Below are 12,988 nucleotides of genomic sequence, written 5' to 3'. Positions count from 1 at the left end.
GTCCCCCAGATGACAGAGCGCCAGAAGGACCGGCCGTGGCTCATGCGGACCTACGCCGGTCACTCCACCGCCGAGGCGTCCAACGAGTTGTACCGGCGCAACCTCGCCAAGGGCCAGACGGGTCTGTCGGTCGCGTTCGACCTGCCGACGCAGACCGGCTACGACCCCGACCACATCCTCGCCCGCGGCGAGGTCGGCCGGGTCGGGGTGCCGGTTTCACACCTCGGTGACATGCGCCGGCTGTTCCAGGACATACCCCTGGAGCAGATGAACACCTCGATGACCATCAACGCCACCGCCATGTGGCTGCTGGCGCTCTATCAGGTCGTCGCCGAGGAGCAGGGTGCGGACATCACCAAGCTCCAGGGAACGACCCAGAACGACATCGTGAAGGAGTACCTGTCGCGGGGGACGCATGTCTTCCCGCCGGGTCCCTCGCTCCGTTTGACGACGGACATGATCACGTACACGGTGAACCACATCCCGAAGTGGAACCCGATCAACATCTGCAGCTATCACCTGCAGGAGGCAGGGGCCACCCCGGTCCAGGAGATCGCGTACGCGATGTCCACCGCGATCGCCGTCCTGGACGCGGTGTTCGCGTCGGGGCAGATCGCCGAGGACCGCAAGGGCGAGGTCGTCGCCCGCATCTCCTTCTTCGTGAACGCGGGTGTCCGCTTCATCGAGGAGATGTGCAAGATGCGGGCCTTCGGGCGGATCTGGGACAAGATCACGCGCGAGCGGTACGGCATCGAGGACCCCAAGCAGCGGCGCTTCAGGTACGGCGTCCAGGTCAACTCCCTCGGTCTGACCGAGGCGCAGCCGGAGAACAACGTCCAGCGGATCGTGCTCGAGATGCTGGCCGTGACGCTCTCGAAGGACGCACGCGCGCGTGCCGTCCAACTTCCCGCCTGGAACGAGGCGTTGGGTCTGCCCCGGCCCTGGGACCAGCAGTGGTCGCTGCGCATCCAGCAGGTGCTCGCGCACGAGAGCGACCTGCTGGAGTACGAGGACATCTTCGAGGGCTCGCACGTGATCGAGGCCAAGGTGTCGGCTCTCGTCGAGGAGTCGCTGGCCGAGATCGAGCGGATCCAGGAGATGGGCGGCGCGATGGCCGCCGTCGAGTCGGGCTACCTGAAGTCGCAGCTCGTCTCCTCGCACGCCGAGCGCCGAGGCCGTATCGAGTCCGGTCAAGAGAAGATCGTCGGCGTGAACATCTTCGAGTCGACCGAGCCGAACCCGCTCACGGCCGACCTCGACGCGGCGATCCAGACGGTCGACCCGGCGGTCGAGGCCCGGGTGATCTCCGCGCTCCAGCACTGGCGCGACACCCGCTACCAGCCGCCCTTCAACCACCCGCGCCCGTGCAAGGCGCTGGAGCGGCTGAAGGAGGCCGCCAAGGGCAGCGACAACCTGATGGAGGCCACCCTGGAGTGCGCCCGCGCCGGTGTCACGACCGGCGAGTGGGCCGGGGCCCTGCGCGAGGTGTTCGGCGAGTTCCGCGCCCCCACCGGTGTGTCGTCCGCGCCCGTCGCGGTCACCGCCGAGGAGGGCACCGCGCTCGCGCTGGTGCGCCGCAAGGTGGAGCTGACGGCGAAGGACCTCGGCGTCGGCAAGCTCCGCTTCCTGGTGGGCAAGCCGGGCCTGGACGGGCACTCCAACGGCGCCGAGCAGATCGCCGTGCGGGCCCGCGACGCCGGGTTCGAGGTGGTCTACCAGGGCATCCGGCTCACACCCGCGCAGATCGTGGACGCCGCGGTCGAGGAGGACGTGCACGGTGTCGGGCTGTCCATCCTGTCCGGCTCGCACGCCCAGTTGGTGCCGGACGTGCTGGAGAGGCTGCGCGAGGCCGGCGCGGCCGACATTCCGGTGATCGCGGGCGGGATCATCCCGAACGCCGACGCCGAACAGCTGCGGGCCGCGGGAGTGGCCGCGGTCTTCACCCCGAAGGACTTCGACATCACCGGAATCATCGGCCGTATCGTCGACGAGATCCGCAAAGCGAACAAGCTCGACCCCCTGGAGGTCCCCGCATGACCACGCCCGTCAACCGCCTTCGTCCGCGGCGCTCCTGCCTGGCCGTGCCCGGCTCGAACCCCCGCTTCCTGGAGAAGGCCCAGGGCCTCCCCGCGGACCAGGTCTTCCTCGACCTGGAGGACGCGTGCGCCCCGCTCGCCAAGCCCGAGGCGCGGCACACCATCGTCAAGTTCCTCAACGAGGGCGACTGGACCGGCAAGACGCGGGTCGTGCGCGTCAATGACTGGACGACCGAGTGGACGTACCGCGATGTCGTCACGGTCGTCGAGGGCGCGGGGCAGAACCTCGACTGCATCATGCTGCCGAAGGTCCAGGACGCCCAGCAGATCGTGGCGCTCGACCTGTTGCTGACGCAGATCGAGAAGACGATGGGCTTCGAGGTCGGCAAGATCGGGATCGAGGCGCAGATCGAGAACGCCCAGGGTCTCAACAACGTCAACGAGATCGCGACGGCCTCCCCGCGCATCGAGACGATCATCTTCGGCCCGGCCGACTTCATGGCGTCGATCAACATGAAGTCGCTGGTCGTCGGCGAGCAGCCGCCCGGCTACCCGGCGGACGCCTACCACTACATCCTGATGAAGATCCTGATGGCCGCCCGCGCCAACAACCTCCAGGCGATCGACGGTCCCTACCTGCAGATCCGCAACATCGACGGCTACCGCGAGGTCGCCCAGCGCGCCGCGGCCCTCGGGTTCGACGGCAAGTGGGTGCTCCACCCGGGCCAGGTCGAGGCGTCCAACGAGATCTTCTCGCCCTCCCAGGAGGACTACGACCACGCCGAACTGATCCTGGACGCGTACGACTACTACACGTCCGAGGCGGGCGGCAAGAAGGGCTCCGCGATGCTCGGCGACGAGATGATCGACGAGGCCAGCCGCAAGATGGCGCTGGTCATCTCGGGCAAGGGCCGGGCCGCCGGCATGCAGCGCACGTCCAAGTTCGAAGCCCCGGAGGCCTGAGCACCATGCAGTTCGGACGCACGTACGAGGAGTTCGAGGTCGGCGCGGTCTACAAGCACTGGCCCGGGAAGACGGTCACGGAGTACGACGACCACCTCTTCTGTCTCCTGACCATGAACCACCACCCGCTCCACATGGACACGAACTATGCGGAGAAGACGACGGACTTCGGCAAGAACGTCGTCGTCGGGAACTACATCTACTCACTGCTGCTCGGCATGTCCGTCCCGGACGTCTCGGGCAAGGCGATCGCCAATCTGGAGATCGAGTCGCTGAAACACGTGGCGCCGACCTTCCACGGCGACACCATCTACGGCGAGACCACGGTCCTCGACAAGACGCCCTCCAAGTCCAAGTCGGACCGCGGAATCGTCTACGTCGAGACGAAGGGTTACAAGCAGGACGGCACCCTGGTCTGCGTGTTCCGCCGCAAGGTGATGGTCCCCACCGAGACGTACATCAAGGAGCGCGGCGGCGAGCAGCCCGGCCGCCCCGAACTGAAGCAGCAGGAGAAGTAGCCATGGCGCGACTCGCCCAGACCGCCGGTCTGACCGACATCCAGCAGGAGATCCTGTCCACCGTCCGCGACTTCGTGGACAAAGAGATCATCCCGGTCGCGACCGAGCTGGAGCACCGCGACGAGTACCCGCAGCAGATCGTCGACGGCCTCAAGGAGCTGGGCCTCTTCGGGCTGATGATCCCCGAGGAGTACGGGGGCCTGGGCGAGTCGCTCCTCACGTACGCGCTGTGCGTGGAGGAGATCGCCCGCGGCTGGATGTCGGTGTCCGGCATCATCAACACGCACTTCATCGTGGCGTACATGCTCAAGCAGCACGGCACGCAGGAGCAGAAGGACTACTTCCTGCCGCGCATGGCGCTCGGCGAGGTGCGTGGCGCCTTCTCGATGTCGGAGCCGGCTCTTGGCTCGGACGTGTCGGCGATCACGTCGAAGGCGGTCAAGGACGGCGACGAGTACGTCCTGAACGGTCAGAAGATGTGGCTGACGAACGGCGGCTCTTCGACCCTGGTGGCCGTTCTCGTCCGAAGTGACGAAGGACACCCCGAGGGCACCGCGCCCCACAAGTCGATGACGACCTTCCTGGTCGAGAAGGAGCCCGGCTTCGGAGAGGTCCGCCCCGGCCTCACCATCCCCGGGAAGATCGACAAGATGGGCTACAAGGGCGTCGACACCACCGAGCTCATCATGGACGGACTGCGCATTCCGGCCAATCGTGTGCTCGGCGGGACCACCGGCCGAGGGTTTTACCAAATGATGGACGGAGTCGAGGTCGGCCGCGTCAACGTGGCGGCACGCGGCTGCGGCGTCGCACAGCGCGCCTTCGAGCTCGGCATCTCCTATGCCCAGCAACGTCACACTTTCGGCAAGCCGATCGCCCAGCACCAGGCCATCCAGTTCAAGCTCGCCGAGATGGCTACCAAGGTCGAGGCCGCCCATGCCATGATGGTGAACGCGGCACGCAAAAAGGACTCCGGGGAACGAAACGACCTCGAGGCGGGGATGGCGAAGTACCTCGCCTCCGAGTACTGCAAGGAGGTCGTGGAGGATGCTTTCCGGATCCACGGCGGCTACGGCTTCTCCAAGGAGTACGAGATCGAGCGCCTCTACCGGGAGGCTCCGATGCTGTTGATCGGTGAAGGTACCGCCGAAATCCAGAAAATGATCATCGGGCGCAGGTTGCTCGAAGAGTATCGACTCCAGGGCTAGATGTCTGGGTTCGGGGTGTTTTCCTCGAGAAGAAGATCACACCCCGTCAACACTCTTCGGCCGCCGACTCGGTTTCCTGGCTTGCCCAGTTGCGGCCCGCGACCGGTACGATCCCCGGAAAGCCGCCGTCCCCCGTTACAGCGCGGCATCATCCGCTACGAAGGTCATCCATGCCCCACAGCCAAACCTCTGCACCACGCGGCCGGGTCCGCCTCGCGCGCGGAGCATCGCCGTGGCTTCTCCCGACCGTTGCCACCGCAGCACTCAGCCTGGCCCGGGCGCGTCGCTCCGGCGCCGCCAAGGCCGTGGCCGTACCCGCCACCGCGCTCGCGGCGGGCATGCTGTGGTTCTTCCGCGACCCCGAGCGCGAGATCGCCCAGGGCCGGGTCATCTCGCCCGCCGACGGTGTGGTGCAGAGCATCATGCCGTGGAAGGACGGACGCACCCGCGTCGCGATCTTCATGAGCCCGCTCAACGTCCACGTCAACCGCGCGCCCCTCTCCGGCACGGTGACGTCGGTCGAGCACATCCCCGGCGGGTTCGTTCCGGCGTTCAACAAGGAGAGCGAGAACAACGAACGTGTCGTCTGGCACTTCGACACCGAGCTCGGTGACATCGAGATGATCCAGATCGCCGGCGCGGTCGCCCGTCGTATCGTTCCTTACATCCCTCAGGGTACGAAGGTCGAGCAGGGCGACCGGATCGGTCTGATCCGCTTCGGCTCGCGCGTCGACATCTACCTCCCCGAGGGTGTCGAGGTCGATGTGGAGGTCGGTCAGAAGACCGTGGCTGGGGTGACTCGAATTGACCGTGATTGATCCTGAGACACAGGCCGGCTGGGTGCCGGAGGCCGACGAGGTGGACGACGAGGAGGAGATGCCCCTCTCGCTCCGCCTCTCAATAGCGGACACCCTCACCCTCGGCAACGCCACGTGCGGCTTCATGGCGGTGTACTTCACCACCACGGGCATCCTCATCCCGCACCTCACCGGCAGCCAGGAGACGGGCATGGCGCGGCACAGCGCCGCCACGGCCGTCATCCTGATGCTCTGCGCGGCGGTCTTCGACCTGTTCGACGGTCTGGTCGCCCGCAAGCTGCGCTCCTCCCCCATGGGCGCGGAACTGGACAACCTGTCGGACCTGATCAGCTTCGGTCTGGCCCCGGCGTACTTCGTGCTGGTCTACGGCATGGTCGCGGACGACGCGCATCAGCGGGTGGCGGCCGTCGGGGCCATCGTGGTCCTGCTGGCCGTGGTGCTGAGACTGGCTCGCTTCTCCTGCGTCACCGTCAAGGACGGCACGTTCCAGGGCATGCCCTCGCCGTTCGGTGCGCTGACCGTGGTCTCCATCGTCCTGCTGGAGCTTCCGTTCGTCGCCACGCTCATGGCGATCATCGGAACCGCGTGGCTGATGGTGAGCCGGGTCGAGTACCCGAAGCCGCGGGGTCGCCTCGCGGTGGCGATGCTCTCCTGGATCGTGCTCAGCATGGGTCTGCTGGCGGCGTGGGCCTTCGACGCGCCGAGCGGCCAGCTGCTCCTTCAGACCGGCTGCGCGCTGCAGCTCGTCATGGGTGCGGTGATTCCCCTCTTCGCCACCGCCCGGAGGGTGAACAACTTCCGGGACAATCGCCGGGAGGCGCGTGCGGCTCAGCTGCCGTAGCGGTGTTCCTTGTACGTGGTCGAAGGGCCCCGAACCTGATGGTTCGGGGCCCTTCGGCTATGGATGGTCTTTTTCGGCTGCGGGTGGATGGGAACTGCGCGATCCTTTAGGGGGTCTGGGGGCGCAGCCTCCAGGTACGGGACGGGTAGGGGCGGAGGGGGCGACCAAAGTCCCCGCTCAGCCCGCCAAGAAGTCCCGCGCGATGTTCTCCGCCACCCGCTCCAGGATCGGCCCGGCATCCGCGATGCACTTCGCGACGTCGGGCTCGAGCTCGGTGAGCGGGTAGGCGCGGCGGATGCCCGCCTTGCCGAGGGCCTCGGGGCGCAAGGCAAGGCGGCCGCAGACCGCGACGACCTCCTTGCCCGCCGCGCGGGCGGCGGCCGCGACACCGGCGGGAGCCTTGCCATGGAGGGTCTGCTCGTCGAGAGACCCCTCGCCGGTGATCACCAACGAAGCACGGTCCAGCGCGGGCGCGAAGCCGAGGACATCGAGCATGACCTCGATACCGGGGCGGAAGCGGGCGCCTAGCACAAGGGCCCCGTACCCGATGCCGCCCGCGGCGCCCGCACCCGGCGCGGCCGCGTACTCGGCGGCCTTGGCACCGATCGCCTTCTCCAGGAGGGTGGCGAAGTGGGCGAGGGCGGAGTCCAGGGTCGCCACGTCCTCGGGACCGGCGCCCTTCTGGGGGCCGTACACGGCAGGGGCGCCCTTGGGACCCGTCAGCGGGTTGTCCACGTCACTGGCGAGGACGAAGTCGGCCGAGGACAGCCGGGAGTCCAGGTCGGACAGATCGGCGGTCACGACGTCACGCAGCGCGGCACCACCGGGAGCCACCGGCTCCCCGTCCGCATCCAGGAAGCGCGCGCCGAGCGCGGACAGCATCCCGGCTCCGCCGTCCGTCGTGGCGCTGCCGCCCACGCCGAACACGATCGTGCGCGCACCGGCGTCCAGCGCGGCGCGCAGCAGCTCCCCGGAGCCGTATGTCGAGGACGTAAGCGGCGCGAAGACCCCGGCGGGCAGCCGCTGCAGCCCGCTCGCCTCGGCCATCTCCACGACCGCGGTGTCCCCGCGGAGCGCGTACGCGGCAGTGACCTCGTCACCCAGCGGCCCGGCGACCCGCACTTCACGCCGCTCGAACCCGGCCGCGACCGCCGCGTCGACGGTGCCGTCGCCGCCGTCGGCCACGGGCAGCGCCTCGACCTCGACACGCGGCGCGACCCGGCGCAGTCCGGCCGTCACCCGCTCCGCGACCTGCACGGCCGTCAGCGATCCCTTGAACTTGTCCGCGGCGATGAGCACACGCGGGGTCCGATTCACTGCAGCGTCCGCCACCTTGCATTCCCCTTGCTTTCCGGGCCTTGCTCACGTCAAGGCAGTCGCGCCGCTGCGACCTTAACCGGAGGAAGCCCCCGCCGTCATGCCCCGCCCAGCCCGCGGAATCATGCGGCTCCCGGAAGCGCCCGGCTCGCGGTATGCCGCGCGCGCTCGCCCGGAATTGGGTAAACCGGAGCTATGACCCCTGTGGGCACTGAGCTCGCCGACCGCATCCTCGGGGGCTGGCTGGGCCGGATCGCGGGCAACATGCTCGGCAAGCCGGTCGAGCAGGGCGACCACTGGACGCGGGACCGGATCGACCGTTATCTGCGGCAGGCCGCGGCCCTGCCGCTGACCGACTACCTCCCCGAGCCCGTCGGCGACAGCACGGACACCGACGAGTTCGAGCTGCGGCCCGAATGGCGCCAGTGCGTACGGGGCCGCATCCACGGCAGCTGCCGTGACGACGACGTCGACTACGCCATCCTCGGGCTCGACCTCCTGGAGACCCACGGTTTCTCCTTCAGCACCGAGCAGGTCGGTGACCTGTGGCTGCTGCGGCTGCCGTATCTGCAGACGTTCACGGCGGAGCGGGCGGCCTACCGCAACCTCGCCAATGGGCTCAAACCACCGCTGACGGCGACGTACGACAATCCGTACCAGGAGTGGATCGGCGCTCTCATCCGCGCCGACGTCTACGGCTGGACCTGCCCGGGGCTGCCGCGCCGCGCGGCCTCCCTGGCCCGCCGGGACGCCGTCCTCTCACACACCGGCAACGGCGTGTACGGCGCGATGTGGGCGGCGGCGCTCATCTCGGCGGCGTTCACCGCGCCCACCGTGCGGCACGCCCTGGACACGGCGCTGACCGTCATCCCCGCGAGCAGCCGTCTCTCGCGGACCGTGCGCCGGGTGCTCACGCTTCACGAGACGCGGATGACCTGGGAGGACACACTCAGCACGGTGGCCGAGGAGACCGCGGGCCTCGGCTGGATCCACACGATCCCGAACGCCGCGGTGCTCACGGCGGGGCTCCTGTACGGCGACGGCGACTTCACCCGCACCATCACGCTGACCGTCCGCGGCGGCCTGGACACCGACTCGAACGGCGCGACCGCGGGCTCCGTCGCGGGCGTCCTGTGCGGGGCCACGGCGGTCCCCCCGCAGTGGAAGGATCCGCTGGAGGACACCGTGCGCAGTGCGGTGTTCGGCTTCGACGGCGTGCGGATCAGCGAGCTGGCGTCGCGTACGGTCGCCCTGGTGGGGGCCGAGGCCTAGGCCTGCGTGATCCGAGAGACAGGCCCTAACCGACCACGGCAGCCGTGCTCGTCCTGAACGTCTCGGCCGTCACCCCCATCGCCCGCAGCAGCAGCCGGTCGCGCACGCCGTCCGGGAGGAAACGCAGCAGGGCGAGCACCCGTCCGTCGCGTCCGGTGGTGTAGAGCGTGTCGGGCCGACGGGCGGTCAGGGCTCGTACGACGGCGTTGACGGCCGGGGCGACCGGCCCCAGCGGCTGGCGGGCCGCGGCGGCCCGTACGGCGTCCAGGGCGCCCGCGTACCGGTGCTGGGTCTCGTGCGAGCCGGCCCAGCCCATGTCGGCGCTCGCCTTGTCGGCCGTGGTGAAGATGGCGGTGTCCATGGCTCCCGGCTCGACCAGGGAGACCTTGACGCCCTGGTGGCGCAGTTCCATCCGCAGAGCCTGGGTGAGCGCCGACAGAGCGGCCTTGGAGGCGGCGATCGGGCCGAAGAAGGGCGGTGTGACGCGGGCGGAGACGGCACCGAGGTTCACGATCCGGCCGCCGGCCGCGCGCAGTGCGGGCAGGAAGGCGCGGATCACCGCCGCCTGCCCGATCACGTTGATCTCGAACTGGCGGCGCCAGGCCTCGGCCGGCACCAGTTCGACGGGGCCCTGCCCCATGATGCCCGCGCTGTTCACCAGGGCGTCGAGACGGGGCCCCACCACGTCCGCGGCCGCCGCGACGGACTCCTCGTCGGTCACGTCGAGGAGGACGGGGGTGAGGCCGCCGTCGCGCAGCGCTTCGGCGTCCGCGGGTTTGCGGTGCGCGGCGTACACGATCCAGCCGTCGCCGCTCAGCCGTCGTGCGAGGGCGCCGCCCACACCGCCGGTGGCACCGGTGATCAGAACGGTTCGGGGAGGGGTCAGCTCAGCCACAAGGGCCGCCTTTCACAAGGGGGTTCGCTTTCCCTTCCACCCTCCGCCAGGCCGCATCCGCGTTGAAGAGTGCAGAATTTACTGGTGGCAGCGACACCAGGATCAGCACCCGGCACCGGCGACCAGGCCCGCGAGGCGCTCACCCCGGTTCCGGACGATCACGGCCGCAAGGCCCTCGCCGCGTTCCTGCGCTCCCGCCGCGAGCGCGCCGACCCCGCGGGGACCGGGCTGCCACCGGGTGGCCGCCGGCGTACCCCCGGGCTGCGCCGCGAGGAGGTCTCGCTGCTCTCCGGCGTGAGCCTGACCTGGTACACCTGGCTCGAACAGGGCCGGGACATCCATGTCTCCCCGCAGATCCTGCTCGCCCTGACCCGCGCCCTGCGGCTCGACGAGGTGGAGCGGGCCCACCTCTTCCGGCTCGCGGGCCTTCCGGCGCCCGAGCCCGCGGAACGCTCCCTGGAGGTCCCGGACCCCGTCCGCACCTTCCTGGACAAGCTGATGCCCAACCCGGCGTTCGTCATCGACCGCTGCTTCGACATCCTCGCCTGGAACCCGGCGCAGGAGCAGATCCTCGGCCCAGCCCTCCTGGACCGCCCGCGCCGCGAACTCAACAGCGCCTGGATGCTGTTCCGCGTCCCGGAGATCCGCGCGCTGATGCCTGAGTGGGAGCGGGAGGCCCGCTGGATGGCCGGGCTGCTGCGCCAGCAGGCGGCATACGAACTCGACAACCCGCGCTTCTCCGAACTGATCGCCGAACTCACCGACACCAGCCCGTACTTCGCCGAGGCCTGGGAGACCCACGACGTCGTGGAGTTCCGCTCCTCCGTACGCCGCTACCGGCACCCGGAGGTCGGCGACCTCGAAGTGTCCTACGTACGCCTGGCAGTGGAGGAAGCACCCAGGCTCAGCCTGATCTGCCACTTCGCCGAGCCGGGCAGCGAGTCCGAGGAACGACTGCGCAAGCTCGTAACCCCTGGCGAATGACGACGCTCGCTACCCTTCGTGGGTGACCACTCCAGACTTCGCCACGTACATCGCGGGACTGCCCCGCGTCCTCGCCGGGGCCGCCGCCCTCTTCCGCGACGCCGAGGGGCGGGTGCTGCTCGTCGAGCCGAACTACCGCGAGGGCTGGGCCCTTCCGGGCGGCACCGTCGAGTCGGACGACGGGGAGACCCCGCGGCAGGGCGCGCGCCGCGAGACGGCCGAGGAGATCGGCCTGGACGTCGAGCTCGGCCGGCTCCTCGCGGTCGACTGGGTGCACGGGACAGCGCGACCGCCGCTGGTGGCCTACCTGTACGACGGCGGGATCCTCGGCGAGGACGACCTCAAGTCGATCCGACTGCAGGAGGAGGAACTGCTGTCCTGGCGGCTGGTGCCGCGCGAAGAGTTGGCCGTATATCTGCCGGGCGCACTGGGGCGGCGCGTTCTCGCCGGGCTCGACGTGCTGGCGGAGGGCGCGGGGACTGCGGAACTGGAGAACGGCCACCGGGTGGGCTGACCGGGCGCCGTTCAACCCACCACGTTTCGCGGCTTATTGCCCTCCAGCGCAGCTCCTCGTCGGTGTCCCTCGCGATGAGGACCGATCGCTCAGCCGAGGATCCTGCGCTTCCGCTCCTCGAATTCGGCCGCGGTGAGCGGCGACAGCGGAGGAGACCGGGCACAGCGCTTCCTTTTCTCGCGGAAGGCCCGTGAAATTAACAGCTACCCCGGCCGACGCGCAATTATCGGCACACCAGGCACTTCTATTGGAGCACCGTACGGATTACCCCGCACATCAATCTTGGTGCTGCCCCGCGAAAATCCCTTGAGTTCTGCCGGTCGGTGATTCTCGTGGCAATCTGAAATGTGGGCCACCGACCGGTCCCAGCTTTCCGTGGAGCTGATTGGGCACACGTGGTCGGAGTCACCCTGGCAGGCCTGTCGATGGCCGCCAAGTTCTTGTGGCTGCCGTACTCCCCCATCTGCGCCGGCGTGCTGATCGCCGTGGATGCCTGCGTCATCTGGGCCCTGTGCGTCGGAACCAGCCGGAAATACCCGCACCGACCAGCCCACCGCGCCGTCCCCGCAACCCAGCGGGTGGGCAATTGAGCCGTTCAGACCGGGCCGGCACCCCGACCGGCTGACAGGCGACGCGCCACCAGGCCGTACTGGACTACAAGTGCTTTCGTTGTGGGGCGGATTCCTCCGAATGTCCGCGTCGGCACCCGTAGGGAGACACCAGTGGACACCAGCGGCAGTGACGGTCGCCAGCCCCTTGCCTTCCAGCTCCTCAAGGGGCAGAAGGCTCTGGTGACGGGGGCGAATTCCGGCATCGGCAAGGCCACCGCGATCGGCCTGGGGCGAGTGGGCGCCGATGTGGTGGTGAACTACGTGGCCGGGCAGGACGCCGCAGAAGAGGTCGTGCGCGAGATCGAGGGTTTCGGCGTCCGTGCCTACGCACACGAGGCGGACGTGTCGCAGGAGGACCAGGTCGTCGACATGGTTTCCCGCATGGTCAAGGAGTTCGGGACCATCGACGTCATGGTGGCGAATGCGGGGCTCCAGCGCGATGCCCCCGTCACCGATATGACCATGGCTCAGTGGCACAAAGTGCTGGACGTCAATCTGACCGGACAATTCCTGTGCGCCCGTGAAGCGGCCAAGGAATTCATGCGACGGGGCGTCGTCCCCGAGGTCTCCCGCTCCGCCGGAAAAATCATCTGCATGAGTTCGGTCCACCAGATCATCCCCTGGGCGGGCCACGTGAACTACGCGGCGTCCAAGGGCGGGGTGCAGATGCTCATGGCGACCCTCGCGCAGGAGCTCGCGCCGCACCGGATCCGGGTGAACGCCGTGGCTCCGGGTGCGATTCGTACGCCCATCAACCGCAGTGCGTGGGACACCCCCGAGGCCGAAGCCGAGCTTCTCCGGCTCGTCCCCTACCGCCGCGTCGGCGACCCGGACGACATCGCGAACGTGGTGGCCGCTCTGGCGTCCGATCTCTTCGACTACGTCGTGGGGACCACGATCTACGTGGACGGCGGAATGACGTTGTTCCCCGGTTTCGCCACGGGTGGCTGACGCCCGCTGCCCCGCAGCCATCCGGTACGAGCCACCGAGGCCCATGTGAACAACGTGATC

At 68.8% G+C, this 12,988-nt stretch carries 13 protein-coding genes; 11 read left to right on the top strand and 2 right to left on the bottom strand.

What is annotated here, in order from left to right:
• Positions 1-9 precede the first annotated feature (9 nt).
• From ACZ4RZ_RS24655 to pssA, 6 genes are all read left to right on the top strand, one after another.
• Positions 10-2,037 carry a protein meaA gene (locus tag ACZ4RZ_RS24655; protein WP_467747593.1) on the top strand — a complete coding sequence of 676 codons (2,028 nt, stop codon included), beginning with the start codon at positions 10-12 and terminating at the stop codon, positions 2,035-2,037.
• Complete coding sequence (locus tag ACZ4RZ_RS24650) at positions 2,034-2,999, top strand: HpcH/HpaI aldolase/citrate lyase family protein (protein WP_467747592.1); 966 nt, start codon at positions 2,034-2,036, stop codon at positions 2,997-2,999. The genes ACZ4RZ_RS24655 and ACZ4RZ_RS24650 overlap by 4 nt, the downstream gene beginning before the upstream one ends.
• Before the next feature lie 5 nt (positions 3,000-3,004).
• On the top strand, positions 3,005-3,517 hold the full coding sequence (locus ACZ4RZ_RS24645) for a MaoC family dehydratase (RefSeq protein WP_467747590.1): 513 nt from the start codon (positions 3,005-3,007) through the stop codon (positions 3,515-3,517).
• 2 nt (positions 3,518-3,519) lie between these two features.
• A complete protein-coding gene (locus ACZ4RZ_RS24640) occupies positions 3,520-4,725 on the top strand; it encodes an acyl-CoA dehydrogenase family protein (RefSeq protein ID WP_467747589.1) in 1,206 nt (401 codons plus the stop codon).
• 170 nt (positions 4,726-4,895) lie between these two features.
• Positions 4,896-5,543: a phosphatidylserine decarboxylase gene (locus ACZ4RZ_RS24635; RefSeq protein WP_399079061.1), complete on the top strand. Its 648-nt coding sequence runs from the start codon at positions 4,896-4,898 to the stop codon at positions 5,541-5,543.
• A gap of 22 nt (positions 5,544-5,565) precedes the next feature.
• Positions 5,566-6,384 carry a CDP-diacylglycerol--serine O-phosphatidyltransferase gene (gene pssA / locus ACZ4RZ_RS24630; protein ID WP_369252715.1) on the top strand — a complete coding sequence of 273 codons (819 nt, stop codon included), beginning with the start codon at positions 5,566-5,568 and terminating at the stop codon, positions 6,382-6,384.
• Positions 6,385-6,561: 177 nt separating this feature from the next.
• On the opposite strand, the gene ACZ4RZ_RS24625 is transcribed toward pssA, so the two are convergent.
• A complete protein-coding gene (locus ACZ4RZ_RS24625; protein WP_467747587.1) occupies positions 6,562-7,716 on the bottom strand; it encodes a glycerate kinase in 1,155 nt (384 codons plus the stop codon).
• A gap of 180 nt (positions 7,717-7,896) precedes the next feature.
• Between ACZ4RZ_RS24625 and ACZ4RZ_RS24620 the strand changes: the two genes are divergently transcribed.
• Entirely contained in the window at positions 7,897-8,973 is a 1,077-nt protein-coding gene (locus ACZ4RZ_RS24620) for an ADP-ribosylglycohydrolase family protein (RefSeq protein WP_467747585.1), read from the top strand.
• Positions 8,974-8,998: 25 nt separating this feature from the next.
• On the opposite strand, the gene ACZ4RZ_RS24615 is transcribed toward ACZ4RZ_RS24620, so the two are convergent.
• On the bottom strand, positions 8,999-9,868 hold the full coding sequence (locus ACZ4RZ_RS24615) for an SDR family NAD(P)-dependent oxidoreductase (RefSeq protein ID WP_467747583.1): 870 nt from the start codon (positions 9,866-9,868) through the stop codon (positions 8,999-9,001).
• Between the two features lie 84 nt (positions 9,869-9,952).
• Between ACZ4RZ_RS24615 and ACZ4RZ_RS24610 the strand changes: the two genes are divergently transcribed.
• The 4 genes from ACZ4RZ_RS24610 to ACZ4RZ_RS24595 all read left to right on the top strand — a co-directional run bounded on the left by ACZ4RZ_RS24610 (position 9,953) and on the right by ACZ4RZ_RS24595 (position 12,928).
• The gene (locus ACZ4RZ_RS24610) at positions 9,953-10,852 is read left to right on the top strand and encodes a helix-turn-helix transcriptional regulator (protein ID WP_467747581.1); all 900 of its coding nucleotides are present in this window, start codon (positions 9,953-9,955) and stop codon (positions 10,850-10,852) included.
• A 22-nt stretch (positions 10,853-10,874) separates the two neighbouring features.
• Positions 10,875-11,366 carry an NUDIX domain-containing protein gene (locus tag ACZ4RZ_RS24605; RefSeq protein WP_467747579.1) on the top strand — a complete coding sequence of 164 codons (492 nt, stop codon included), beginning with the start codon at positions 10,875-10,877 and terminating at the stop codon, positions 11,364-11,366.
• A 347-nt stretch (positions 11,367-11,713) separates the two neighbouring features.
• A complete protein-coding gene (locus ACZ4RZ_RS24600; protein ID WP_467747578.1) occupies positions 11,714-11,956 on the top strand; it encodes a DUF7144 family membrane protein in 243 nt (80 codons plus the stop codon).
• A 132-nt stretch (positions 11,957-12,088) separates the two neighbouring features.
• A complete protein-coding gene (locus ACZ4RZ_RS24595; protein WP_467747576.1) occupies positions 12,089-12,928 on the top strand; it encodes an SDR family oxidoreductase in 840 nt (279 codons plus the stop codon).
• Positions 12,929-12,988 lie beyond the last annotated feature (60 nt).

The sequence above is a fragment of the Streptomyces sp. NPDC027189 genome, assembly GCF_055566975.1.
Note: the sequence above shows the minus strand (reverse complement) of the source record. Positions and strands in the feature narration are given on the sequence as shown.